Source organism: Lysinibacillus contaminans (assembly GCF_001278945.1).
Lineage (GTDB): Bacteria > Bacillota > Bacilli > Bacillales_A > Planococcaceae > Lysinibacillus > Lysinibacillus contaminans.
This window is the reverse complement of the sequence record NZ_LGRV01000003.1, coordinates 708,232-734,002: the sequence shown is the minus strand read 5'-3', so window position 1 is coordinate 734,002 and position 25,771 is coordinate 708,232. Positions and strand designations below refer to the sequence as shown.

Sequence of the window (25,771 nt, the reverse complement as noted above, 5' to 3'; positions counted from 1 at the left end):
GTGACATCCGCCGGAGGCTTTAACTTTATTCAGTAAGCGTTCCTTCGCCCACTGAATAGACAATACAAATCAGTATTCATCTCACCACCTATTGAGGTAGGAATCTTCTACTGAAAAATGTTAAAATGCAGCTAATTCGCGCATCGCTCGTTCTACTTTATCAGGATTAATCATAAAAAACTTTTCCATTGTCGGTGCATATGGCATAGCAGGTACATCAGGGCCTGCCAAACGCTTAATGGGTGCATCTAATTCAAATAAGCAGTGTTCAGCAATTATGGCCGCAACTTCGCTCATAATACTACCTTCTTTATTATCCTCTGTGACTAGTAATACTTTGCCTGTTTTACTTGCCGCCTCTATAATTGCTTCTTTGTCCAGTGGATACACAGTGCGAAGATCTAAAACATGAGCAGAAATACCGTCTGCAGCCAGTCGTTCCGCTGCTTGCAAGGCAAAATGCACCGCTAATCCGTAAGTAATCACTGTGATATCTTCACCCTCACGTTTAACATCTGCCTTACCAATCGGCAACGTATAATCATCTAATGGTACTTCACCTTTAATAAGACGATACGCACGTTTATGCTCGAAAAACAACACTGGATCTTCATCGCGAATAGCTGCTTTTAATAAGCCCTTTGCATCGTATGGTGTTGACGGAATAACAATTTTCAAGCCTGGCGTTCCAGCAAAGAGAGCTTCCACTGATTGTGAATGATACAGTGCTCCGTGAATCCCACCGCCAAATGGTGCTCGTATCACAATCGGACAAGACCAATCATTATTCGAACGATAACGGATTTTCGCTGCCTCTGACACAATTTGATTCACTGCTGGCATAATGAAATCCGCAAATTGCATTTCTGCTATCGGGCGCATTCCGTACATAGCCGCCCCAATACCAACACCTGCAATAGCACTTTCAGCAAGTGGTGTATCTAAAACACGATATTCACCAAATTGATCGTAAAGTCCAGCTGTTGCTTTAAATACGCCGCCTTTACGACCAACATCCTCCCCTAAAATGAAAACACGTTCATCACGTTCCATTTCTTCCTTCATCGCTAACGTAATTGCATCAAGATAAGACATAATTGCCATTACACGTCACCTCCGTCCGTTGGTGCATACACATACTTCAAGGTATCCTCTGGTTTTGCATATGGTGCTGCTTCTGCATAATCTGTCGCATCATTCACCTCAGCCATCACGCGATCTTCTATTTCAGCACGAAACGCATCGTTCATGATACCCGCTTCACGCAAATATTTTTCAAATAAAACCACTGGATCTTTTGCTCTACCTTCTGCAATATCTTCAGCAGTTCGGTACTGGCGATCATCATCATCTGAAGAATGTGCTGTTAAACGGAAGGTCACCGTTTCTATTAAGCTCGGGCCACCTCCATTACGCGCACGCTCAGCTGCTTCCTTCACAACTTTATATACTTGCAATGGGCATTTACCATCTACAGTAATACCCGGCATTCCGTAACCAATAGCGCGGTCCGATACTTTTGCACAGCCTAACTGCCGTTCTACCGGCACAGAAATCGCATACTGATTATTTTCTACCATTATAATGACTGGTAACTTATGCACACCCGCGAAGTTAGCCCCTTCATGAAAATCGCCTTGGTTAGACGATCCCTCACCAAGCGTCACAAATGTTATGAAATCTTCTTTTTGCAGACGTCCCGCTAATGCAACACCCACTGCATGTGGCACTTGCGTCGTTACCGGTGATGAACCCGTTAAAATACGATTTCTCTTTTGTCCAAAATGCCCAGGCATTTGACGCCCCCCTGAGTTTGGGTCTTCTGCTTTCGCGAAAGCTGATAACATTAAATCTCTCGGCGTCATTCCGAAATGTAAAACTACACCCATATCCCGATAATACGGTGCAATATAGTCTTTATTTTTATCTAGTGCGAATACAGCACCCACTTGTGCCGCTTCCTGTCCTTGACAGGAAATTACAAACGGAATTTTTCCTGAACGATTTAATAACCACATACGTTCATCTAAGCGTCTTGCCATTAACATTGTTTCAAACATGGCAAGTACATCTTCATTTGTTAACCCTAATTCTTCATGTCTAATTTGAACTTCTTGCATACGAACACCCCTTTCGTATTGTTAAGCAAATCATTAGTTACTCAGGCACTGCCTGCTCACCGCTGACATCTTGTTAAAAATGAATGGCACGATTATCTACAGCTAACGCAGATTCCACTAAAACCTCATTTAATGAAGGATGAGGATGAATCGCTTGGCTAATTTCCCACGGTGTGGCATCTAACAGTTTTGCAAGCGATGCCTCCCCAATTAAATCTGTCACATGTGGTCCTATCATATGAATACCCAAAATATCGTTAGTTTGTTCATCTGCTATAATTTTCACAAAACCGTCTGTTTCACCATTGACTAGCGCCTTACCTATCGCTTTGAATGGGAATTTCCCTATTTTCAATGCATACCCTTGCTCAATAGCATTTTTTTCAGTTAAACCGATACTCGCCACTTCGGGATAGGAGTACACACATTTTGGGACTTTCAATGGATCCAATGCTTCTGTTTTCCCTGTTGCAATATGTTCAATTGCCAACAATCCTTCATGTGAAGCAACATGCGCAAGTTGTAACCCACCAATAACGTCTCCAATTGCATACATATGGGACTCTTTCGTTTGGTATGTTTCACGCACTTTGATAAAACCATTTTCTACTTCAATGTCTGTATTTTCTAAACCAAAGCCTTGTGTATTTGCTTCCCTTCCTACACAAAGTAGTAACTTATCTGCCTTGAACTGTTCTTCTTTTCCTTCTACATGCGCAGAAATGAAAACGCTATCATTTTCAACTTTAAAAGTAGAGACATTTAACTTTGCATTCGTAACAAAGCGTACGCCTCTCTTCTCGAGTTGCTTTGTTAATTCCTTCACTACATCCGTATCTTCCGCTGGTAAAACCGTTGGACCGAATTCCACAACCGTTACGTCAACACCAAAATCACACAACATCGAGGCCCATTCAATCCCAATCACACCACCACCAATGATTAGTAATGACTTTGGCAATGTAGACATCATTAGTGCATGGTCTGAGTTCATCACATAGTTGCCATCAACCTGTAGTCCATCTATTCCCCTTGGCTTCGAGCCTGTTGCAATAATTACATTCGCAGGTAGCAGCATTTCATTTTCTTCACCATTATAAAACTCTACAGAGATCGTGCCAGGCATTGGTGAAAAAATGGAAGGCCCTAAAATTCGACCGATTCCTTCGAACACATCGATTTTCCCTTTTTTCATTAAGGTATTCACACCTTGACTAAGCTGTTCAACAATTGCTTGCTTTCTTGCCTGTACTTTGTCAAATTGTAATGTTACCCCTTCTATTTCAACACCGAATTCAATTGCCGTTTTATTGGCCATTCGATAGACCTCAGCACTACGTAGAAGCGCTTTACTAGGAATGCAGCCTTTGTGTAAACATGTACCACCAAGCTTTTCACGTTCAACTATTGCTGTTTTAAGACCTAGCTGAGCTGCACGAATAGCTGCTACATAACCCCCGGTACCGCCACCAACAATCACAACGTCATAATTTTGAGCCATAAACAATTCCCCCTTTTATCTATAAAGAGGAGAGGTCGATCAATTACACCTCCGCGTAATTGCGTCAGGAGACATTATATTCATTCAATCGGCATTTGCAATTGCCACTTCGATTTCAGTGCAAAACATTTGTGGCTGAAAATTCGTTTTTGTCACTAAGAATGTTTGATGAATGAAGATAAATCGACTTCTCATGACTAATTTGCTGTCATTAACGACCGTGTAAAATATTTTTCTCATTTTTTAAAAACTGGCTACGAGATTTTGCCACTCGCGCAATTCGATCTTCTGCTAATCGATTCGCTGCTATATATGTCGGTATATTGTCTCTCTTTGAAATACTAAATATTTTTTCGATACTATCATAAATACCCTCAACGCGCTTCATTGCACGATCTTTGTCATAGCCGTAAAGCTCATCTGCTACGTTAATAACGCCCCCTGCATTAATTACATAATCAGGTGCATAAACAATACCGAGTTCATGTAATTGATCGCCGTGACGAGACTCCTGTAATTGGTTATTTGCAGAACCAGCAATTACTTTTGCTTTTAACTGAGGAATTGTGTCATCATTTAAAATTGCACCTAGTGCACATGGTGAGAAAATGTCCACGTCTTGCACGTAAATCTCATCTGGTGAGACTGCTGCTGCACCGAAATCAGTTACAACACGGTCTATTGCCGCTTGATTAATATCAGTAACAATTAGCTTTGCGCCTTCATTATGTAAATACTCGCAAAGTTTATAAGCTACATTTCCGAGCCCTTGAACTGATACTGTACGTCCATCTAATATATCTGTGCCAAATGCTTCTTTTGCTGCTGCCTTCATACCACGATATACGCCGAAAGCCGTTACAGGAGACGGATTACCAGATGACCCAAAAGCAGGTGAAATACCTGTTACGTAATTTGTCTCTTCGTGGATTAAATCCATATCTGTAACAGTCGTACCAACGTCTTCTGCAGTAATATAACGTCCGTTCAACCCTTGAATAAAACGCCCTAATGCACGAAACATTTCTTCATTTTTATCTGTAAAAGGATCGCCAATGATTACAGTCTTCCCACCACCAAGATTTAAGCCGGCTGCTGCGTTTTTATACGTCATGCCACGCGCTAAACGTAGTGCGTCCTCAATCGCATTTTCCTCAGTAGCATATGTCCACATACGCGCACCACCTAGTGCTGGTCCAAGTGTTGTATCATGGATAGCAATAATTGCTTTTAGTCCTGATGCTTCATCTTGGCAGAATACTACCTGTTCATAATCATACTTTTCCATATACTTGAAGATTTCCATAAAAACAGCCCCTTTGCTTCAGAAAGTTTACATGAGATGCTAATCTTATCAATCATAAATAATAGTAAAAATTATTTGAAATGGAAAACTATGTTCCATTTAATTTTACAATACTGACAATTTCATAATTTCGCAACTATTATTACATTTTCTCTTTTAAGAAAGAATCTTCTAAAGATTCAGTATATTTACCTCTTATTTATTCCACATTAAACATGTTTATAGCCTTTTTGCTAACCACGACATTTCTTGACATTCCTTCGTCCGCAGGTACAATTAGAAATAGGTAAGAGGAGGGACATGCATGGCTCGTTTTGCTGCATTTATCGTAATGCTAGTTCCCGGTCTTATGGCTGCGGGTGGCATTAAATTTATGCGTGATACATTATTCGGTAAGCTCATCTCACCTTTCCCATTTTTATGGCTACAATTTGTTGTTGGCATCATTTTCTTCGTTGTCGGCTTTGGCTTTTTCGCAGGATTTTTACTACACCGCGATCGAAAAAAAGGAAAAGTGGCTCCACGCTTCCAAAAAAAATAAAAATAGCTATCTACTAAACCGAACTGTTTAGTAGATAGCTATTTTACTTTCACAATAGTGCTATTTAATGGAAGCAGCACGTTTTTGTTCTTTTATCACTTTATCCGGAAAATCTGTAATCCAACCAATTACAACCGGATGCGGATTCACTATAAATTTTTCGCTACTATCAATGGCGTAAAAGCGACATTTTTTCTCGTTTGCTACACAGGCCTCCAGATAGCGAGGCTTATAATATTTTTTATGTGCATGCACACTGTCAATCGCCTGATAATCCCTTAATAAATCCCAGTTTAACTTTTTCGTGGCAATTAATGCTGTTTCAAATTGCGGCGCATGCTGCTTCACCACTTTCAACAACTCATAATGAAAGGATGAAAAATGACTACCTACAGGCAATTTAAGCCCCTTTAGCATGCGAATAAGTGCATCTGTATTTTCTAACATTGTAGATTTCAGCTCAATGTTAAGCGGCATTTGACGCTGATTTGCCCATATTAAAACCTCTTCAAAAGTTGAAATTTTATATGTGGAAAAAAAGCGTTTCCATGGCTTACCTAATTTAAACCGTTGTAACTGTTCGAGACTACATTCATTCACGAGCTTATTACTACCTGCTAATCGAGAAAGCTGTGGATCATGATACACAACCGGTACGCCTTCCTTTGAAACTTGAATATCTAACTCAATACCGTCAGCACCAAGTTCCCAAGCCTTTTCAAAAGCTCTCAAACTATTCTCTAGTGCATGTGCTGAAGCACCTCGATGGGCAAAGACAGGTACGTAGTCATCACTACACATTTAATTCACCAAACTCTAATATAAATTTACCGTTTGTCATTTTACTTAGGATAGAGGATTTTTTTCCAATTTGAATATAGGTTCCAGAATAAGCTTCTTTCGTCACCGTGATTTCTTCTTTTCCCGCATGCCTTAATTCATCCATCATTAGCTTAATTTCACGATCAATTGTAACAGCTTCTGCTTTCAATTTAGACAAAGCTTGCTTCGTTTCTTCAAACGCTGCAACTTGCTGTGTATTCATTTGCTTGATGACAGGTAGCAGGCTTTTAATTTTATCTTCATAGCTTGTAATTTCTGTCTGTAATTGCTTCAACTGTCCAGCTCTCTCTTGCATTTTGGCATAGCTTTCCTGCTTATTGACACTCTCAATAACTAAATCTGTTCTACGTTCTAGACGATTCCCAGATATAGCTGTGACAATTGTGCTTTTCGCTACTGCTCGACCGCCGATGATTTTCCCTTTACGTTCATCCACGAAAATAGAATGTGCTTCAAGCTGTGAACCTAATGCATAAAAGCCAATGTGAATACTATCTGAAGCGACTAAATTGGCTTCATTCACATGCTTTACAAAGATATTTCCACCCGCTTCAACACGCGTCGAACCCAGACCAAAAATGCCTCCTCGAATATAGACATCCCCTTCAATTGACTTTATGAGCTTAGCACCACTTACGCCTTCAGCCCCTTCAATAGAAATGTCCCCGGTTGCAATGACTGTATAACCTGCAGTGATAGTACCTCGAATACTTAATGAACCATTAAACTCAAGGTTTCCTGTTTCTACACCTACATCACCATGGATTGGTAAATGTCGATTGACACCAATCATGCCTTTCACATCATCTAAAACACCAGCAATCTTTGAACGAATAACGATTTTACCTTCTTCTTCCACTTCGTATGCCGATTTTTTATCGTAGCGAATCGGAAAATCTCGGCCGGGTGCTGCCGGTATGATTTCACCTAATATGTTTTTCCCTGGTTCACCTGCAGCAGCAGGAATTTTCTCGCCCAGCCAAGATCCTTCTGAAATTTCAGAAATAAAGTTCATATCATAGTAATCTGCTTTTCCATCATCACGAATGACAGGCTTTCTCTCAGGCTTTGGTAAGTATGTAATCTGTGCATCTGTTCCTGCTACAGGTGATGAACCTTGAGCAATTAAAAATGCCTTTCCTGGTTCAATCATTGAAATATCAAAATCTAATATGCCCTCAACAATATCATTGTCAGCGAGTGCCTCTAGAATTTGCTGTTTCAACTGATCCTTGTTTTTTTGAATATAATCCATTGTTTCATATATAAATACAGAGGCAGACATTTTATCTCTTGCAATCTCAGCTTCTACATTTGGAAGCCACCGCCCAATTTCAACTGGACTTACGCTCTCTGTCGTTAATACATTTTTTAATACAGAAAAATTGGATAATTTTAATCGGGGATGATTTCGTAAAATTCCATCGAAATCTTTTAAAGGAAAGCCAGCACTAAAAGTAACTATATACACTTTTCCATTATCTTCAGATATTTCAAAATTATCATTTCGAACTAAAATCACGTTATCTCCTCCTTCCCTCTATATGTAATAAGTATATACAATCTATTTACATTTGTTTAGAGACATTTGACCCTGCCTACAAGGAAAATACTCCTATTTATATGTAATTTATCATATTTAATTTATTTTCATGGAGTTTTCTCTATAAGCATGGTTAAAATGTCTATCACTTTAATTATACAGATAGTCAACTAACACTAGTTTATATTATTTGTAAATTATCCCAAAAACCTAATGATTATTTCTTCTACATGATCATTCTACTATTCCTGTTGATAGCTAAACTGCTTTTCAACAGTACAGCAAATAATTGTAAATACAAAAAAATGGGCCATCCTATTGTAAGGACAGCCCATTGTGCTTTAATATCGAAGTTTTCGCTTATCTGTTTTAATGATGGACGACGCGATAATGACGAAGCCAAGCATTAATATAAAGATTAAATCGAGTAAACCCGTATGCATCGACACAGTAAATACTGTAATCACAAATGCGTAGGCTACTGAATGGAAACTACGAATGCCGCCCTGCTTCACTTTATTATAGATTAGTGAAATTAATACACCATACAATAAAAAGCCAATTGCTACTAATAAATAACCACCGTCTAGGAATAGCTGACCAATAAACGTTGGTGTTGTTGTTCTGGTTTCGCGAGTTATATTTTTACCTTTTTCTATACTTATTGAATTTACAACTTCCGTTACCTTCATACGAGGTGAAATTTGTTCACCTGGTAAAATAGTATTAAAGATACCACGATGCAATTCACCATTTAAGTAGCCTTCCTCTTTTGTATACTCAATAATTGTACTTAATACAATATGACCTGTTACACTCTCCGCATTTAATGCAAGCATCCATTTTGGTGTTAAGTTTACCTTTTGCTCAGCAGTTAACAGTTTCTTTCTTTCCTCTACTGACAATTCAACTTCTGGTTGGTCACGCCTATTATGTTCCTTCGTTATATCTTCTGTAAGGACACGTATGAAGCCAAACATCGAGAATGCCACAGCAATTACGAATAATGCTGAAAGGAACCATGTCAATTTCACACGTTTTACAACGAAGTGGAAAATAATAATACCTGTAAATAACATAATTATTAACGGCGTACGATAACCCATTAATAAAAATAAGAACATTACAACCGCGAAAATCGAACCAAAAACTAATGCCTTTTTCCATGTCATTTTCTGCTCTAAAATCATTTTGTACGAAAGTAACAACAAAACCCCGAACCATAGTAACTGACTAAAGAAATTTAACTTTGGATCCAGGTTACGACGATTTTCCTCATCAGAAATCCCTAAGCCACCGCCAAAAATCATCATTAAATAGGAGCCTAATCCGAGTATTGTTAAGAAAATAACAAAGTGAATCACATATTTACCTAAGAACGATAATCCAAATGATGGTATCGTCCACTGAAGCTTATCAATTAAATATACACCTATGTAATAGCATACAAGCGCTAAAGTTACAACTGGCCAAATCGACTCTCGGATATTAAATAGTTCAAATCTATGCCAATCGAATAAGCTTGTAAAGAAATACAGTAATAATATAAAAGGCAAGAAGAAATACGGTGAAAACGTATCTATTTTATTAACCTTTGTTAAAACTTTTTTTAGTTTTTCCATATATGTAATACATCCAATTTAGATGTTATTTCCCTCCCCTAGGATGAACCAGTAGTAGCTTAACACAACCTCGTCCATTAATTTTTTTACAATATACATAAATTCAATTATAGCATGCTTACGCCTAGACTTGCACAAAATATTTCATAAAAAATCAATAATTACCTTTTTATTCAAAAGTTAATGTACAACATTCTTTTACAAAAAATAACACACTTATTTTACCTCAACAGAAGTTTATCGGTAATAATCCTGTATGGTGTCATTGCCTACAACCTAACCACACCAATATCTAACTCATCATCTTTCCATTGCAAATATTTAATGAACACCCTCTATTTAATTTCCGTAACCCCACATCCAAGTAAGGATTGTGACAATATATGTGAATGAAATTGTTAACCATATTGCATTTTTGTCAATATTCGCTTTGCTGTCTTTAAAAAGTTTTTGTATAATAATCACCAAATTCACACAAAAAACTACTGCAAATATTGGGTTTAAGAAAAAACCTAATGCCATAAATGTCTCCATATAAAGCTCTCCTCTCGTTTCATACTGCAACTGCCCGATTCTGAATAAAAATTCTAACCATTCTAATCTTACTCGGTTACATCTGATTACACACTAATAAAAAACGAACTAAACACTTAGTTTATTCCTCTTTTGATTCCATTTCATTTGCCCTAATGTAAAACATATCAGAATATTTGGATATATTATAGATTCATGGACACGCTTCGGTTAATTCAATAGAATTGAGATTACGAGAGGACGAGTCCGTCAATAGACCAAAATACCCACGAACTATATCGTAAAGAAAAAAGGCTAAAAACGTCTATAACCCTCTCTAACCTCCGTTGAATTACCCTAATAATCCCGTTCAATTTAGCGACGCTATTCCATCAATGATAAATACTTCACTTAGCGATGCAAAACGCCTGTCAGCTTGATTTAGAAAGGCAAGACAATGCGCTGTGCGTTTGTTTAATCAAAACTGTTTTCTAAACGATTGGTGCTATTCAATTGTCGAAGCAGTTTAGTTGAATAAGAAGGCGTAGTGGGTTATTTTAATATAGTTATACCAAAGTAGAATTATAAATTTCATCTCTATACTGATTGAATATCTGAAAGATAATGTTCAGCTTTACGTATAGGAAGGAGGAACATACTTTTGAAAGTATTTGATTTGTTTGCATTACCCATTCTAGGTGGCTTATTTCTTCTTTTATTAAGTTTCATCTATATAATTATGGGTGGGGTGTTCCGAAATAAAAAAGAAAAGTAATTCTGGTTATTTTATTAGATTTGAATTATTTACTGGCTCCGCAAGTATTGTGATTGAGGTTTTATGTCGGCTTATTTATTCAGGATATTACGGAACAATATGAGGAAATTAATAAATAGGATAATCCACTAGTGATTACGATAAAAATAAGAAAGCTAGGCGTGTCAACGCCTAGCTTTCTTTGACCATTATTGGCGCAGACTCTAGCGTTGTGTATATTGCTAGTCATAATTCAATTGATTGCTACAAAAACAAAAAATTCAATCGCTATATATAACGCTGTTGATCCGTAATGCCAATAACGCAACTCTGAATCTTCACCGAAAAAATATGCGTCTACTTGCTTAGCATTATTAGCGGCTGCTATCGTTAGTAATTTAATGTACGCCTTCTTATATTTTTCGCTCAAACGACTGTACTGGTACTTTGTGTTCAATTACTTGTTTCATGAAAAAATCCCAAAAAACGAATCAAGCTACAATAAGTAACGACCGCATTTGCTAGTGACATGGTGACGTCTTTGCGCAAAAATGAATGCCTATGTTTCAGAAACTAACTTAACAGAATCTAAATCATAGACAGCCATTGCCACATAAATCCGTCATTTGAGGTTTATGTATGCCCTTGTTAGTGTGAGATTGCTCTCGATACACTTAGTTCCTACTTCTGCCCCCGAAACGTCTTATCGTCTGACACACACTCTCATAACGTGTATCGTAAATTCTTATCCTAAAGAATAAAGCAGCAATCTCAAGAGAGTTAATTTATTCAAGGATAGGAAACTGAATAAAACATGATTGCTGTTAAACCAACATTCATGGGTTTTAAAAAGGGTGTCTATAAGTCTAAAAAAAGGGATGGCAAGCATCCCTCTTAAAAAATCATTACTTTATTATTTGAATAAAATCGCTCTTGCCCGTTACTAAATCATATACCAATTTAAAATCATTGCTGAAAGGAATTCCGTTATCATCATCAGTGCTTCCAGAAACAGTAAAGGATATTTCTAATCGATTGTTCTTATTTTCTGTTACACTGTAGTGTTTTGCTCTGCCACCTGCCCCATAGCCTCCTTGCTCTACTTGTCTAACATTCATTTTAATGTTCTCGTTAATCTTATCCTCTACATCTTTGCTTGCAAGTCTTCGAACTTGAGGGTATTTAGTAAGATGGTCATAATTAGCCCACGAGATGTGCGCACCATTCTCTTTTACTTGCTTCTGAATTAAATCTGTCGGCACTACCTCATATTTAGAAAGGTTTGACTGCTGTACTCGAACGCCTCCACCTAAATCGTAGACATTCATATTGCCTTCCTTCGTAATTTTATGCACTCGCCACATAGAACCTTTCTTAGCATTCAAGTGGAACTGTACTGGATTTTTACCGTCTCGTTTATAAAGCTTTGTATCTTTTAAGAATGTGATTCTACCAATTTGAGTACTCGTTAATTCACTTGCTCCCCACATGATCTTTTGAGTTGATTGTTGAGTTGATGTTTCTGCTAGAGTTGATGCTTCTACAGAGTTTCCTGCGATCGGTGAAAACAGCATTATTGCTGTTAATGCTCCTGCACTTAAAATACGGTTTTTCATTTATGTGTCTCTCCCTTTAGTTGAATAGTGTACCAGTATTTTCATAGCATCGCTTTCAGATTCTACCTAATGTTTCCTAAAAATATATTTAGATATAATTACCTCATTATTTTCCGTAAAATATTACTAAAAGTAAACCTAAATTTAATAGTAATTTGTTCCAATTACAAAGGGAAGAAGCCTCACATTGATTATGTTGTCTGCTCATTTCCTAAATACTGATTTATGTCTATTTCTTACTTACAGTTAAAACAAGAACAATTACGTTTTTCAGTGCAAGCTTTTTTTGGGGACTCTATTTGCTCTGTATCTTCATACTTTTTAAAATCCCCGTTTTCATCATATTTTCTTTGAATTCTTATTAAATCAAATGAAAATAGAAATTCATCAACTTTACACAGTATTTCCATTTTGTACTTCTCTTTTGCTACCTCCTTTACGACTTCTTCAGCCCAGTCCCAACGAAAGTATCTCCAATGGCTGCCTAATCCTTTCGAGAGATTTTTGGGAGGACGAAGATACCATATAAGTAGGTATTCTAAAACCAATAAATGCTGATCACTGATATCTTGAGGTGGTATTATCACATCCATGAATTTAACTTCCGAAGTAAGCGTGGTAGTCCTGTTAATGGAATTATTGATGTATCAGTAAGTTTCCCAAAGAATGTAAAAGCTGATGATACGCTGATTCAACAAATAGTTGAAGATTCTATAAAGAAAGTTTCTGAAACAAAAAACGAGACAATTAGCGAAGAAAATATAACAATAAAAATTGAGAAATACTAACGGAAAAGTTTTTAAAGGATACAATCAACCTTAAAAGTATAGTTATTTTTTAAGATTGCGAAAAAATGTACTTAAACAAACTTGTGTTTTAATTTAATTAGAATAGGACTCGCGTGAATGATTCCTCTCCCTCTCTATCGACTCTCACAGGCTCGTTAAATACTTCTAAGAGTTTACTATGGTTGTTGTAAGCTAACTCGAAATTGAATCTGTTTCACCTCATCGTTCCACCATGCTTTAACGGTCAATCTTTCTTGTTAGTGTTTCACATTCATCTCACTCCAACATTTGTCAATATGTTACACTTTTCTATACAAGTGGTTATTAAGTTATTAAAAATAATATAAAAAAAAGGAGGATTAATATGTATAGTGACAAATATGATAATGAAAGTAATGAAATCTACAGTTATAAAACCTACAATATTTTTGCTTATATTATAGGTATTTTATTATCACCATTGTTAGGGGTGATTATGGGGATTGTTGGTGTAACACAGCGTAAAAAATATGCGTGGAGTATTATTATCATTTCTATTCTCGGTTATATTCTGAATTTTTTCTTACTTAATAGGTTACTATAAACATTAGGCGAAATTTTCAAGGATTCAATTTCCAAAACAATAACTAATTCTTTATCAAAGCATCAATCTAAGGACTTGCTTGTATGATTTAATCTCATATATGCAAGTCCTTTTGTTATGCTCTCACAATCTCTCCTGTAACTCCATACACATCTTTCTTGCTCCTCTAGGGAACAGCTATAGGCTATCGCTGTATCTATCCCTATGCCGTATCCAACGCTTTAAATCGACAGACATCTTATGACCAAAAAACACATATCTTTCATGTCCATTTTTTGCATTTTTCACAATAATGGATTTTGTTCTAAAATCAATATCCTCAGGCATTAGTAAGCAACATTCAGTGGCTCGTATCCCTGTATCAAGAATCAATAGTAGTTGTATCCACGTTCTATACTCATGGAAAAGAGTAACATCATATGCCCCTAGCATTAATTTCAATTCCTCAGGTGAAAGAAGCTCCTTCTGTTTACGCTTTGGTTTAATCTGCGCCACTGTTTTTATAGGATTTTCTGAAATCTCATTCTCTACCTTCAAGAAATTGAAAAACACTTTCATATTCCTCGTATAATTCGCTATTGTCGTATCACTTATAGGCTTTTTATAGTCTGTTCTCCTGTCAGGATGGTTGATATTATGTGACTTATCCGAAGCTGTGACAGTGTATTTACCACGCTCTCTTAGATACTTGATGTAATGTCTAACATGACTGGATTTCACCTTTGAAGCGTCTGTGATATTGAGTTCTTGCTTCGAGTAGTTCTTAAAGAGCGTTAAAGTTTGTTCATATGACTTCAAGGTCTTTGGTGACAAATGTTTAGCGTCACAATGCAACATAAAGGAATCCAGTTGTAAGTCTAATTCAGTAATCGTACTCTCTTTTGAACGCAAAAAAAGACACCCTCTCACTCTTGATTTTCTAGAAAACCAATAAATGAAGGCGTGTCAAAATTAACACATTCGTATTTAGTTAATTATAGGTTTTAAAAAGTAGTTTATTGCTTTATACATCTAGTTGTCTAACAACTATAACTACTATAAACGTTAATTTATCAAAGCCTAGCTCGCCATCATATCAATGCGAATCTTGTCCGCAATCATAGCGATGAACTCCGAGTTAGTTGGCTTCGACTTTAAGTGATGCACTGTATAGCCAAACATCGACGAAATGGATTCATAATTACCACGATTCCATGCAACCTCAATTGCATGACGAATCGCACGTTCTACACGTGATGGTGTCGTATTGAATTTTTTTGCGATTTCTGGATACAAAATTTTTGTCACCGAACCTAATAATTCAACATCTTCATACACCATCTGAATAGCCTCACGTAAATAAGAGTAGCCTTTAATATGTGCTGGAACACCTATTTCTTTAATGATCGCCGTGATTGTACTATCTAATTGATGTTGATTTAATTTTTGTGGAGCTGAAGGCTGTAAAATGCTAGCCTTTTTCGGTAACGCGGCTTTTTGACCTGCGCAATGCAATATCTTTTGCACAAGTTGGTCAAATTCAAAAGGCTTCAACATAAAATACGAAGCGCCTAAATCGACAGCCTGTTTCATGACATCCTCTTGCCCAAATGCAGTTAACATAATCACTTGAACGGATGACATTTTTTCACTTTGATACATTGCTTCTAATACTGCTAATCCATCAAGATGAGGCATAATAATATCCAGTAATAAAACATCTGGTGAATACTCTTCAAGCATCTGAATACAAATCTTCCCATTTGAAGCTGTTGCAATTACCTCTATTTCAGGATGATTTAGAAAATACAACTCCATAGTTTTCAATAATTCACGATTATCATCTGCGATTGCCACTTTTACTTTTGTCATTCCAATTCCTCCTTTTGGATTTTGCTTTGAAACTTCTGTCAAAGCATCGAACCTTTACCCCTTTTATGCGTTTTAGACACATTATGGAATTTTCGACATTTTTGATCAAATTCCTTTTTCTTTTCCAAAAATGAGTACGTAGTCTGAGAGATTCTTTGCAAATCGACAATTAACTGTATTTTACAACAAATAACTGTATTCCCCTAAATTTTGTCGAATAGTCATTAACCCTATTGTAAAGAAAAATACTTGATAAAACTACTCTTTTTGCTAAAACATCGATATTCTCTGCTTGCATATGTATGAAATACCTAATGAGTGAGATAATATTTTGTATATGGAAATAGTGGATGTGTTAAAAATGAGTTAACCATTTTTAACACATCCCTCTATTTTTGATAAACATTTCACGATGAATGCATCTGACTTGGATTCATCTATTTTCTAGGATGATCTTTCCAACATCTCTACTACTGTAATTGCAGCACCTTTTTTTGGTTCTTCCACAAACATATGCGTAACAGCGCCTACAAAACGGCCTTCCTGAATAATCGGGCTACCACTCATTCCTTGTAAAATGCCTCCTGTTTTCTCAATGAGCTTCTCGTCAGACACAATGAACTCGAGTCGCTCATTTTCGACCTTCGTAATATTAATGGTAAACGACTCAACTTTACTACCCTCGATTGCCGTATAAATTTCTGCTTTCCCTATTTTTATATCCTTCTCATGCATAATTTCAATCGCTTTTGGCAACCTTTTTTGATAACCAACTTCCCAACGTCCAAATATTCCATAAACCGTATTTTTCTCAATACTACCTAATCGTTCCTGTTGTTTTTCAATTGATGAAATTTTATAACCTGGTTGTCCAGGTGTACTTTTACGGATTTGATGAATGGAGGCTAAAAAAATCGAGCCATCATTAAAAACAGGAGCCTTTTGTAAGGTTGAGTCTACAATTTGATGACCAAGTGCACCGTAGTTTTGTGTCTCTGGATCAATATATGTCAGTGTGCCTATACCATCTGTTTCATCTTTTAAGAAGGAAATTACATTATCTGCCTCATTCTCTTGCAATTCTAATATTTGCTGTTTACCTTCACTTTGAATAGTCCACTGCTGCTGACCATTTTTCTTTATGGCTTGTTTTGCATCAGCAAGCGTCTTAACAGACATATCGTCTATTTTTTCAATGACAGCCCCTCCTTTCATCCATTGATTAGATGCTAATAAAATGTCATGCGCAACGAATACATGGGATAATTGAAGCTGTATACCGATAGCTTCACCCATTGGAATAAGTTTTTTCGCTGCGAGTGCTTGAATAGGCATAAATAACAAAACAAGAAGCATGGGCAGTGTGACAAATTGACGCCAACGACGATTCATATGACACCTCCTTTTCAATATTGTCTTGTTACTATGTGTTGTTGTGTCATTCTTATAAGCGGTAAATATTTGTGTAAAATGAAAAAAGCCTAGAAACGGTTCATCCTGTTTCTAGACTCCTTCTTATTAACGCATTTTACTTTTTCTCTCATTTGCCATATTTAAAAGTTCATTCGCATGTTGCAAGGTTAATTCGGTGATTTCTGCTCCAGACATCATGCGACTTACTTCTTCAATACGAGCTTTTGTATCAATTTCTGCTAGAGATGTAAATGTACGATCGTGTTCGACTTCTTTTTTTATAAAGTAATGATGATCTGCCATCGCCGCTACTTGTGGTAAATGCGAAATACATAAAACTTGCGAATTTATGGAGATTGCCGCAATTTTTTCTGCAATAGCTTGTGCCACACGACCACTCACGCCTGTATCCACCTCATCAAAAATAATTGATGTCACACCGTTTGAAGATGAGAAAATTGTTTTTAAAGCAAGCATCATACGCGATAGTTCCCCACCTGATGCAATTTTTGGTAAAGATTTTGGCGGTTCTCCAACATTTGTCGAAATATAGAAAACAACTTGGTCTTTGCCGTTTGCATCAAAACTTGGTAACAAATCAAAATTTACGATAAACTTTGCTTTTTCCATATGTAATTCACGTAATTCTGCCATTATCGCTTCACTAAGTTCGATTGCAGCCTCTTTACGCACAGCTGATAAATGTTCTGCTAAGTCCGTTAAGACTGTTTCCATTTCAAGTACTTTTCGTTCTTTTACTTGCAAAATTTCATCGCGGTTTAATAATTCATTTAGTTCGTTTTTAATTTTTTCATGATAAGCTAAAATTTCTTTAACTGTAGAACCGTATTTTCGCTTTAAATTTTGCATTAACGCAAGACGTTGTTCAACTTCGTTTAAACGAGCTGGGTCAAATTCTAATTCATCAAGAATATTTTTGATTTGATAAGCCGCATCTTGCAATGCATAAAATGCTGTTGTCACGGCTTCTGATGTTTCTTTAAAATGCTCGTCAATAGCTGCTACATCGTCTATAGCACCCATAGCAGTACCAATCCAGTCTAAGCCCTTAGATTCCCCTTGAATCGCTTCATAGGCCGTGCTGGAACGCTCAAAAATTTTATTAAAATTCATAAGGCGACGACGCTCATCGAGTAAATCATCTTCCTCACTGCTATTAATATTGGCATCATCGAGCTCTTTTATTTGAAATTGATATAAATCAATTCTTTGTGCCATTAACTGCTCATCAATTGAAATAGATGCGAGCTCTTTTCGAAGCGTACGGTACGCCTCATAATGTTCACTATACTTCTCTTGAATCGGTGCTAATCGCTCTGCCGCAAATTGATTGAGTAAATAAATATGTTGCTTTTCATCCATCAATTCTTGATTTTCATGTTGTCCATGAATGTCAATGAGACTTGAACCAATATCTCGCAAAACAGAAAGCGGGACGAGCTTACCATTGACACGACATACACTTTTCCCAGAATCATTCAGATCACGTCGTAAAATAATCGTGTCTTCTTCTACTTCAATGCCTGCTTCATCCAGTTTTTTATAAATAGGATGCTGGTCAGAAGAAACTTGGAATAATCCACCGATTTCTGCCTTTTTTGCTCCATGACGGATAAATTCAGAATTTCCCCGACCACCCGCAAGTAAATGCACAGCATCTATTATAATGGATTTTCCAGCACCTGTTTCCCCTGTTAAAACTGTTAAACCATCAGAAAAGCTCACCGTTAAATCTTCGATGATGGCAAAGTTTCGAATACTAAGCTCTCTTAACACAAAATGTCACCTCTGTATCAAATTCACCTTACTGTACATCTAGTTTACAACATTTCTAATAATCGATTTTTTGTATTTTCTCGCTCACTATCATCGCGACAAATAATTAAAATCGTGTCATCACCAGAAATTGTTCCTAAAATTTCTGGCCAATCTAAATGGTCAAGCAAGGATGCAATCGCATTTGCGTTCCCTGGTAAAGCCTTCATTACAAGAAAGTGGGATGCTCCATCGATGCTTATGAAAGCATCAGCAAGTGCACGATGTAATTTTTGCACAGGATTAAAGCGTTGATCTGCCGGTAAGCTGTACTTATAACGACCATCTTGTAATGGTACTTTCACTAAATGTAATTCTTTAATATCTCGTGACACAGTTGCTTGGGTTACGTTATACCCTGCTTCTTTTAAGAAATCCACCAAATCGTCTTGTGTCTCTATTTCATGATTGGCAATAATATCTCGAATTCGAATATGTCGTTGGCTTTTATTCATCTAGGTCACCTCTAATAAATAATTAACTATTTGTATATTTACACTAACATTTCAGAGGCAAAAGCACAAGAAAAAACACGGCTCGGATGCCCGAGCACGTGCTATTTAAGAGTGCTATGCGCTTCTTCAACGAGTGCATTAAAATCTGTATATGCCTGGATTTCTTCCTCACCTACAGGGTTCACTAAATGGAATAAAAATTCAATATTCCCTTCACCACCTGTTATCGGAGAGAATGATGCATCTTTGACAACAAAACCGACTTCCGTTGCCATGGCTGCTGTTTTTTCAAGAACATTTAAATGCACCTTTTTATCGCGAACAATCCCTTTTTTACCGACATTTTCTTTACCTGCTTCAAATTGAGGCTTCACTAATGCCATAACATCCCCGCCAGGCATTAACACTGTTTTTAATACAGGTAAAATAAGAGATAGTGAGATAAAACTCACATCAATTGTCGCAAATTCTGGTAAACCTGCTGTTAAGTCAGCTGCTGTCGTATAACGGAAATTGGTTTTTTCCATCACCGTTACACGTTCATCTGATCGAATTTTCCAAGCAAGTTGATTGGAACCAACATCTAGGGCATAGCAGTGTCTTGCGCCATTTTGTAGCGCACAATCCGTAAAGCCTCCCGTCGATGAGCCAATATCAAGCATTAGCTTGCCATCTACAGACATATCGAAAATTTGTAGCGCTTTTTCTAATTTCAAGCCACCACGACTTACATATTTTAAATCTGATCCTTTTACTTGTAGTGGTGCGTCAATCGAGATTTTTTCACCTGCTTTGTCAATGCGAATCTCATTGGAAAAGACGAGCCCTGCCATAATGGAGCGCTTCGCCTTTTCGCGAGTTTCACATAAACCGCGTTCTACAAGTAAAATATCTACTCGTTCTTTCGGTTGTTTTGTCATTGTAATTTCAAACCTACTTGCTGTTTATGTTGTAATAGTGTGTGAATACGGGTTACTGTGTCTTCTGCGGTCATGTGAATTTCTTTGAGTAACTGATCAACATTTCCATGCTCAATAAAGTGATCCGGAATACCCATACGGTCAATCAATGCATGTTGATAACCGTGATCGTGTGCGAACTCTAATACGCCACTTCCAAACCCACCTTGAAGAATCGCTTCCTCAATCGTTAAAATTGGCTTGTTGTTTGTTAAAATACGGTGCAACATATCTACATCCATCGGCTTAATAAAACGAGCATTGACTACTTCCACTTCTACACCTTGTAGTGCTAAAGCTGCTGCCGCTTCCATTGCCATTGGTATCGTTGTACCGAATGTTAAAATCGACGCATCTTTCCCTTCACGAAGCACTTCCCAACTACCGATTGGTAATACCTTTAGCTCGTCATCCATTGGTACACCAATACCGTTACCACGAGGATAACGTAGTGCAATTGGTCCGCCATCATACTCAATTGCTGTTTTCACCATATGCTGGCCTTCATTTTCATCTTTTGGCATCATAATGGTCATATTCGGAATATGACGTAAAAAGGCAATATCGAACACACCTTGATGCGTCTCACCATCAGCACCGACTAGGCCGGCACGGTCAATCCCAATAAATACATTTAAGTTTGGACGTGCAATATCGTGCAATACTTGGTCATACGCACGTTGCAAGAACGTGGAATAAATCGCAAGGAAAGGCTTCATTTTTTGCGTTGCAAGCCCTGCAGCCATTGTTGCTGCGTGTTGCTCGGCTATGCCGACATCAAAGAAGCGATTCGGGAAGTCTTGTTGGATACCTTGTAATTTAGACCCTACTGGCATTGCTGGTGTGATTGTCACAACACGCTCATCTTCATGAGAAATTTTACGTACCGTTTCAGCAATCAGACTACTCCAAGCAGGACCTTTTGTAACTGATTTGACAAATGCACCTGTTTCCATTTTATAAGGTCCAGTCCCATGCCAATTTCCGATTGTATCATCTTCAGCTGGTTTATAGCCCTTACCTTTTTTCGTAATCACATGTACGAGCACTGGGCCCTTAACTTTTTTCGCATACTGTAATGTTGTTTCAAGTGCTTCAAAATCATGTCCATCAATTGGCCCTAAATATTTAAAGCCTAGTTCTTCAAAGAACACACCTGATACCACTAAATACTTCAAGCTATCTTTTACACGCTCAGCTGTTGCAGCTAGCTTACCACCGAGTACGGGAACTTTGTTGATGAGTGATTCTAGTTCTTCTTTTGCTTTTGAATATTCTTTCGCTGTACGCAGACGACCTAAAACACTGTGTAATGCACCAACGTTCGGTGCAATTGACATTTCGTTATCGTTTAATATGACAATCATATTGGTTTTTTCATGTCCTATGTGATTTAACGCCTCAAGCGCCATCCCACCTGTAAGAGCACCATCACCGATAATTGGTACAACGTAATTTTTTTCTTTTTTAATATCACGTGCTGCTGCCATTCCCATGGCTGCTGACAAGGAAGTCGAGCTATGACCTGTTTCCCATTCGTCATGTTCACTCTCCACAAGCTTTGGAAAACCACAAAGCCCTTTGAACTGACGTAAAGTGTCAAATTGACTGGCACGACCTGTCAAAATTTTATGCACGTATGCTTGGTGGCCGACATCCCATAAAAACTTATCTTTTGGACTGTCAAACATCTTATGAAGCATGATTGTAAGCTCCACAACACCTAGGTTTGGTCCGATATGACCACCCGTGACAGAACATTTTTCGATTAAGAAAGATCGAATCTCTTTTGCAAGCTGTTCTAACTCTTTCTTATTTAAGTTTTTTAAAAAGGATGGACTAGAAATCTTATTTAAATCCACCTTTCTCACACACCTTTTCAATAAATTATTCACCGTAATCGCGTTTCCACCATTATAACAGTGTTATCGTTATGCTAAAAGTACGAACACTTTTGTTTACCTCTTTTGCAAACTTTCCCTCACCTATTCTAGCATAACCCTTGCTTAAAAAGCCTTGTTTTTCTCTCAGTTTTTACGATGAACAATATAAGCTGCAAATTCACGCAGTATACTTGCATCTATATTTAATTTTTCAAGTGCCGCAATGGCATAATTATAATGTTCAGCAAGCTTTTCTTTCGCACCATCTAATGTAAGAAGCGCTGGGTACGTACTTTTTTCACTTGCCACATCTTTACCCGCTGTTTTCCCTAGTTCTTCTGTTGTACCTTCAATATCCAAAATATCATCTTGAATTTGGAAGGCTAAACCGATATGATGCGCATATTCTACTAAAATTGCACGTTCTTCTGGCGTTGCATCCGCTAATACTGCACCTGATTCAATACTAAAGCGAAGAAGTGCACCTGTTTTATTGACATGCACATGCTCAAGTTCGGTTAAATTCAATTGACGTTTTTCACCTTCAATATCTAAAACTTGGCCACCTACCATTCCTTCAGCGCCAGCAGCCACGCTTAACAGATTGACAAGTTCAATACGTTTTTCCGCTGAGAGATTCATACGTGCTAACACACCAAAAGCAAGCGTATTCAACGCGTCTCCTGCTAGCGTTGCAAGCCCATCACCATATACTTTATGGTTCGTTAATTTTCCACGGCGGTAATCGTCATTATCCATACTTGGCAGATCATCGTGAATGAGTGAATATGTATGAATCATTTCAATCACTGCACCAACTATAAAAGCATCCTGTTTGTCTTTTCCATAAAGCTCTAAGACAGCCAGTACAAATAGTGGACGAATGCGCTTCCCACCTGCTTTAAGTGAATATACCATTGATTCTTTTAAATTAGCAGGTGCCTCAATTCTTTCTACAAGTGCATACATCGTCGCTTCAACTTGTGGTGTGTTCAATTCAATAAATTGCTTTAACTGTTCATTCATGAATTAATTCTCTCCCTTTAGCGGATCAAATGCCTCTGTCTCTCCTGTCTCTTGGACAATTGAAATGAGCTGCTCTTCGGCATTTTGTAATTTACTATGACAAAATTGTGATAATTCCATGCCTTGTTTATATAAATCAATCGCATTTTCTAGAGGCACATCGCCTTGTTCTAACTGACGAACAATTTCCTCTAATGCTGTCATCGCCTCTGCAAAAGTTTGTTGTTTTTTAGTCACTTTAATTCCCCCTCACTGTTTAGCTTAACGTCTTTTACTTCAGCTATAACTTTACCGTCATAAAAAGACAGTGTCACGGTATCATTTGGCTTTAAGTCAGCAGATGATTTTAGCATTTTATCCTCTTTATAGGCTACTGTAAACCCTCTCGTCAATATCGCAAGTGGATTGAGTGCTTCAAGCGTTCTTACCGATGCCCCGAATTGTTGTTTTTGCTTTGCGACATATTGCTGGGCCGCACGCGTTAACTGCAGTGTAGACACTTCGAGTTCTCGCCGATGGAAGGCTAGTGCTTTTTTGGGAGAATGCTGCTGTACTGTGCCGTGTAGCTTTTGTAGTTGGGATGATTTTTTCATCAAGTCTACTTGCATGGCTTTTTGAAGCCCCGTATCCAATTGGGCTAATTTTTCTGTAAATGGACGGTATAATCTTTCCGGCATCGCCAGTGGATAGGATTGTTGTAGTTTACTTAGACGTTGACGCTCCGTTATAAGTTGCATACGCACTATTTGATGGAGTTGTGATTTTTGTGTCAATACACGCTGAAACAATTCTTGTTGATCTGGTACTGCCATCTCTGCTGCTGCAGTTGGAGTAGGTGCACGCAAATCCGCGACAAAATCAGCTATCGTTGTATCCGTTTCATGTCCTACCGCACTTATAATCGGAATACGACTATCAAAAATCGCTCGAGCAACCGCTTCCTCGTTAAATGCCCATAAATCTTCAATCGAACCACCACCGCGCCCGACAATTAACACATCACATTGAGCCTCTCTATTAGCATTCTCAATGTTTTTTACAATACTTGGACTAGCTTGTGCTCCTTGCACGAGAGTTGGATAAATTAGAATTTCAGCAAGTGGGTACCGACGCTTTAAAGTCGTGCAGATATCTCGAATTGCCGCACCAGTTGTCGACGTTAATACACCAATTTTCCCAGGAAACTTTGGGATTGGTTGCTTCCATTCCGGCTTAAATAGACCTTCCTTTTGCAACTGCTCCTTTAACTGATTAAATGCAACAAACAAGCTTCCAACACCATCAGGTTGCATTTCCTGCGCGTACAGTTGATAGGTGCCATAGCCTTCGTAAACATTTACATCCCCGCGGATAAAGACTTGCATCCCTTCCTTCGGTTCAAACGCAAGCTTTGTAGCAGCTGTTTTAAACATCGTCGCCGCAATACGAGCCCCGTCATCCTTTAACGTAAAGTAAATATGTCCAGACTGATGAAGTTTCACATTCGATAGTTCACCTTTCACATACACATCTCGTAAATGTGGGTCGGCATCAAATTTTCGCTTAATATATTTCGTTAACGCTTTTACTGTTAAATAAGAAGCTGACGACATTTTTTTCGGCTCCTTTTCTTAGATCAAGTTTTCACCAAAACTATAGTTATCATAACATTTTTTGCGGAAAATGACGTGTAAAATATCGATTTACAGAAGAAAAGTGCATTCGTGCACGTTCGTTACTATTGCTCAGACAAAACATTCGCACACGACGAGCAATTGAGAATTCGAAGTATCCCCCATGATATAGCGCTTCAGTTAAGATGACGACTATGCCTTATGTTATCCACTCCAACAAAAAAGGATGGTAATTGTTTTTTTGAGTGCCATCCTTCTCGACATTTATTATTTATCGATACATTGAACCTCGGCCCCAAATGAAGCGTCCACCAGTATGTGCAGTTTGCCCATGTAGCTCACTATCAACAAGTTGTAGTTGCCCAGGTTGTTCATGATGATGCCAAGTGTAGCCCTGTGGTGTTACACCTTGTTGTAGATTTTCAAGGTCCATATCACTTAATCCAAGCTGATTCGCAAGTGCAAAATTTGCGTGAATAGCTCCAGCAAACTGTTCGTTAGCTTCTTGGAAATGCAATTGGTCATTATTTAAATAATGTGCTTCTGGAATCTGTGCCGTATACGTCTCTGGAAATACATCTGAAATAATTTGATCATTGTAGTGAATTTCCGCACGGTCGAATGGCACTCCCGATACAGGGTGAACATCTCCCTCAAACGTTGCATTAATTGCTTGAATATTAGTAGCATGTGCAACATCTGCAGGTGTTAACAAATCAAACGCTGTAATACCCACTGTCGCCACAATGAACATTTGCGATAAAATAACAGTAATCCATTATTTAATATACTATATTATACAATAATGCTTATATTTAGAGAATCGACATGACAGTAAAAAGCCTCCTAACGAAATTGTCGTCAAGAGACTTGTTTCTTAATAAAAAATTAACAATAATATACCTATCAAAAAGCAATAGTACGTAAAGTAGCTAAGCTTACCATTCTTTGGTTTTCGCTGTCCACGCAGAAAGAGAGTGTCTCAATATAATTTGAGACACTCTC

The 25,771-nt window shown here is 37.7% G+C and carries 24 protein-coding genes; 2 read left to right on the top strand and 22 right to left on the bottom strand.

Translation table 11 applies throughout. From position 1 onward, the window contains the following. Positions 1 to 120: 120 nt before the first annotated feature. From AEA09_RS05875 to AEA09_RS05860, 4 genes are all read right to left on the bottom strand, one after another. Positions 121 to 1,104 (bottom strand): alpha-ketoacid dehydrogenase subunit beta, encoded by a 984-nt coding sequence (locus AEA09_RS05875; RefSeq protein WP_053582948.1) that lies wholly within the window; start codon positions 1,102 to 1,104, stop codon positions 121 to 123. Further along, complete coding sequence (locus tag AEA09_RS05870) at positions 1,104 to 2,120, bottom strand: thiamine pyrophosphate-dependent dehydrogenase E1 component subunit alpha (RefSeq protein WP_053582947.1); 1,017 nt, start codon at positions 2,118 to 2,120, stop codon at positions 1,104 to 1,106. Before AEA09_RS05870 ends, AEA09_RS05875 begins: the two co-directional genes overlap by 1 nt. Positions 2,121 to 2,193: 73 nt before the next feature. Continuing rightward, complete coding sequence (gene lpdA / locus AEA09_RS05865) at positions 2,194 to 3,621, bottom strand: dihydrolipoyl dehydrogenase (RefSeq protein WP_053582946.1); 1,428 nt, start codon at positions 3,619 to 3,621, stop codon at positions 2,194 to 2,196. Positions 3,622 to 3,832: 211 nt separating this feature from the next. After that, positions 3,833 to 4,927, bottom strand: coding sequence for a Leu/Phe/Val dehydrogenase (locus tag AEA09_RS05860; protein ID WP_053582945.1), 1,095 nt, complete (start codon positions 4,925 to 4,927; stop codon positions 3,833 to 3,835). A 304-nt stretch (positions 4,928 to 5,231) separates the two neighbouring features. Here AEA09_RS05860 and AEA09_RS05855 point away from each other — a divergent pair, with 304 nt between their 5' ends. Continuing rightward, positions 5,232 to 5,468, top strand: coding sequence for a DUF2627 family protein (locus AEA09_RS05855; protein ID WP_053582944.1), 237 nt, complete (start codon positions 5,232 to 5,234; stop codon positions 5,466 to 5,468). A 60-nt stretch (positions 5,469 to 5,528) separates the two neighbouring features. Here the strand turns inward: AEA09_RS05855 and AEA09_RS05850 are convergent, their stop codons facing one another. The 7 genes from AEA09_RS05850 to AEA09_RS05820 form a co-directional block, all read right to left on the bottom strand. Next, entirely contained in the window at positions 5,529 to 6,269 is a 741-nt protein-coding gene (locus tag AEA09_RS05850; RefSeq protein ID WP_053582943.1) for a glycerophosphodiester phosphodiesterase, read from the bottom strand. After that, on the bottom strand, positions 6,262 to 7,833 hold the full coding sequence (locus AEA09_RS05845) for a flagellar assembly protein A (protein ID WP_053582942.1): 1,572 nt from the start codon (positions 7,831 to 7,833) through the stop codon (positions 6,262 to 6,264). The genes AEA09_RS05850 and AEA09_RS05845 overlap by 8 nt, the downstream gene beginning before the upstream one ends. A gap of 362 nt (positions 7,834 to 8,195) precedes the next feature. Continuing rightward, entirely contained in the window at positions 8,196 to 9,476 is a 1,281-nt protein-coding gene (locus tag AEA09_RS05840) for a hypothetical protein (protein WP_053582941.1), read from the bottom strand. Between the two features lie 339 nt (positions 9,477 to 9,815). After that, entirely contained in the window at positions 9,816 to 10,010 is a 195-nt protein-coding gene (locus AEA09_RS05835) for a hypothetical protein (protein ID WP_053582940.1), read from the bottom strand. Between the two features lie 986 nt (positions 10,011 to 10,996). Further along, entirely contained in the window at positions 10,997 to 11,200 is a 204-nt protein-coding gene (locus AEA09_RS05830) for a hypothetical protein (protein WP_053582939.1), read from the bottom strand. A gap of 448 nt (positions 11,201 to 11,648) precedes the next feature. Then, positions 11,649 to 12,359 (bottom strand): hypothetical protein, encoded by a 711-nt coding sequence (locus AEA09_RS05825; RefSeq protein WP_053582938.1) that lies wholly within the window; start codon positions 12,357 to 12,359, stop codon positions 11,649 to 11,651. Positions 12,360 to 12,595: 236 nt separating this feature from the next. Then, entirely contained in the window at positions 12,596 to 12,952 is a 357-nt protein-coding gene (locus tag AEA09_RS05820; protein ID WP_053582937.1) for a hypothetical protein, read from the bottom strand. 559 nt (positions 12,953 to 13,511) lie between these two features. Between AEA09_RS05820 and AEA09_RS05815 the strand changes: the two genes are divergently transcribed. Continuing rightward, positions 13,512 to 13,730 carry a hypothetical protein gene (locus tag AEA09_RS05815; protein WP_053582936.1) on the top strand — a complete coding sequence of 73 codons (219 nt, stop codon included), beginning with the start codon at positions 13,512 to 13,514 and terminating at the stop codon, positions 13,728 to 13,730. A gap of 177 nt (positions 13,731 to 13,907) precedes the next feature. Here AEA09_RS05815 and AEA09_RS05810 read toward each other — a convergent pair whose 3' ends face one another. The 11 genes from AEA09_RS05810 to AEA09_RS05760 all read right to left on the bottom strand — a co-directional run bounded on the left by AEA09_RS05810 (position 13,908) and on the right by AEA09_RS05760 (position 25,502). Further along, positions 13,908 to 14,621: a tyrosine-type recombinase/integrase gene (locus AEA09_RS05810; RefSeq protein ID WP_053582935.1), complete on the bottom strand. Its 714-nt coding sequence runs from the start codon at positions 14,619 to 14,621 to the stop codon at positions 13,908 to 13,910. 168 nt (positions 14,622 to 14,789) lie between these two features. Then, a complete protein-coding gene (spo0A, locus tag AEA09_RS05805) occupies positions 14,790 to 15,581 on the bottom strand; it encodes a sporulation transcription factor Spo0A (RefSeq protein ID WP_053582934.1) in 792 nt (263 codons plus the stop codon). A 444-nt stretch (positions 15,582 to 16,025) separates the two neighbouring features. Beyond that, positions 16,026 to 16,973: a SpoIVB peptidase S55 domain-containing protein gene (locus AEA09_RS05800; RefSeq protein ID WP_053582933.1), complete on the bottom strand. Its 948-nt coding sequence runs from the start codon at positions 16,971 to 16,973 to the stop codon at positions 16,026 to 16,028. Between the two features lie 126 nt (positions 16,974 to 17,099). Beyond that, a complete protein-coding gene (gene recN / locus AEA09_RS05795; protein WP_053582932.1) occupies positions 17,100 to 18,791 on the bottom strand; it encodes a DNA repair protein RecN in 1,692 nt (563 codons plus the stop codon). 44 nt (positions 18,792 to 18,835) lie between these two features. Beyond that, entirely contained in the window at positions 18,836 to 19,285 is a 450-nt protein-coding gene (gene ahrC, locus AEA09_RS05790) for a transcriptional regulator AhrC/ArgR (RefSeq protein WP_053582931.1), read from the bottom strand. A 101-nt stretch (positions 19,286 to 19,386) separates the two neighbouring features. Then, complete coding sequence (locus AEA09_RS05785; protein WP_053582930.1) at positions 19,387 to 20,205, bottom strand: TlyA family RNA methyltransferase; 819 nt, start codon at positions 20,203 to 20,205, stop codon at positions 19,387 to 19,389. After that, positions 20,202 to 22,106, bottom strand: a complete 1,905-nt coding sequence (dxs, locus tag AEA09_RS05780) for a 1-deoxy-D-xylulose-5-phosphate synthase (RefSeq protein WP_053582929.1) — start codon at positions 22,104 to 22,106, stop codon at positions 20,202 to 20,204. The genes AEA09_RS05785 and dxs overlap by 4 nt, the downstream gene beginning before the upstream one ends. Positions 22,107 to 22,271: 165 nt before the next feature. Beyond that, positions 22,272 to 23,153, bottom strand: a complete 882-nt coding sequence (locus tag AEA09_RS05775) for a polyprenyl synthetase family protein (RefSeq protein WP_053582928.1) — start codon at positions 23,151 to 23,153, stop codon at positions 22,272 to 22,274. 3 nt (positions 23,154 to 23,156) lie between these two features. Then, positions 23,157 to 23,390: an exodeoxyribonuclease VII small subunit gene (gene xseB / locus AEA09_RS05770; protein ID WP_053582927.1), complete on the bottom strand. Its 234-nt coding sequence runs from the start codon at positions 23,388 to 23,390 to the stop codon at positions 23,157 to 23,159. After that, on the bottom strand, positions 23,387 to 24,745 hold the full coding sequence (gene xseA, locus AEA09_RS05765) for an exodeoxyribonuclease VII large subunit (RefSeq protein WP_053582926.1): 1,359 nt from the start codon (positions 24,743 to 24,745) through the stop codon (positions 23,387 to 23,389). The genes xseB and xseA overlap by 4 nt, the downstream gene beginning before the upstream one ends. Positions 24,746 to 25,037: 292 nt before the next feature. Next, positions 25,038 to 25,502: an HNH endonuclease gene (locus AEA09_RS05760; protein ID WP_053582925.1), complete on the bottom strand. Its 465-nt coding sequence runs from the start codon at positions 25,500 to 25,502 to the stop codon at positions 25,038 to 25,040. Positions 25,503 to 25,771 lie beyond the last annotated feature (269 nt).

Coding starts and splice junctions, on each gene's coding strand:
- AEA09_RS05875 (WP_053582948.1), bottom strand. CDS start 1,104: ATGGCAATTATGTCTTATCTTGATGCAATTACGTTAGCGATGAAGGAA.
- AEA09_RS05870 (WP_053582947.1), bottom strand. CDS start 2,120: ATGCAAGAAGTTCAAATTAGACATGAAGAATTAGGGTTAACAAATGAA.
- lpdA (WP_053582946.1), bottom strand. CDS start 3,621: ATGGCTCAAAATTATGACGTTGTGATTGTTGGTGGCGGTACCGGGGGT.
- AEA09_RS05860 (WP_053582945.1), bottom strand. CDS start 4,927: ATGGAAATCTTCAAGTATATGGAAAAGTATGATTATGAACAGGTAGTA.
- AEA09_RS05855 (WP_053582944.1), top strand. CDS start 5,232: ATGGCTCGTTTTGCTGCATTTATCGTAATGCTAGTTCCCGGTCTTATG.
- AEA09_RS05850 (WP_053582943.1), bottom strand. CDS start 6,269: ATGTGTAGTGATGACTACGTACCTGTCTTTGCCCATCGAGGTGCTTCA.
- AEA09_RS05840 (WP_053582941.1), bottom strand. CDS start 9,476: ATGGAAAAACTAAAAAAAGTTTTAACAAAGGTTAATAAAATAGATACG.
- AEA09_RS05835 (WP_053582940.1), bottom strand. CDS start 10,010: ATGGAGACATTTATGGCATTAGGTTTTTTCTTAAACCCAATATTTGCA.
- AEA09_RS05825 (WP_053582938.1), bottom strand. CDS start 12,359: ATGAAAAACCGTATTTTAAGTGCAGGAGCATTAACAGCAATAATGCTG.
- AEA09_RS05820 (WP_053582937.1), bottom strand. CDS start 12,952: ATGGATGTGATAATACCACCTCAAGATATCAGTGATCAGCATTTATTG.
- AEA09_RS05815 (WP_053582936.1), top strand. CDS start 13,512: ATGTATAGTGACAAATATGATAATGAAAGTAATGAAATCTACAGTTAT.
- spo0A (WP_053582934.1), bottom strand. CDS start 15,581: ATGACAAAAGTAAAAGTGGCAATCGCAGATGATAATCGTGAATTATTG.
- AEA09_RS05800 (WP_053582933.1), bottom strand. CDS start 16,973: ATGAATCGTCGTTGGCGTCAATTTGTCACACTGCCCATGCTTCTTGTT.
- ahrC (WP_053582931.1), bottom strand. CDS start 19,285: ATGAATAAAAGCCAACGACATATTCGAATTCGAGATATTATTGCCAAT.
- AEA09_RS05785 (WP_053582930.1), bottom strand. CDS start 20,205: ATGACAAAACAACCGAAAGAACGAGTAGATATTTTACTTGTAGAACGC.
- AEA09_RS05775 (WP_053582928.1), bottom strand. CDS start 23,153: ATGAATGAACAGTTAAAGCAATTTATTGAATTGAACACACCACAAGTT.
- xseA (WP_053582926.1), bottom strand. CDS start 24,745: ATGTCGTCAGCTTCTTATTTAACAGTAAAAGCGTTAACGAAATATATT.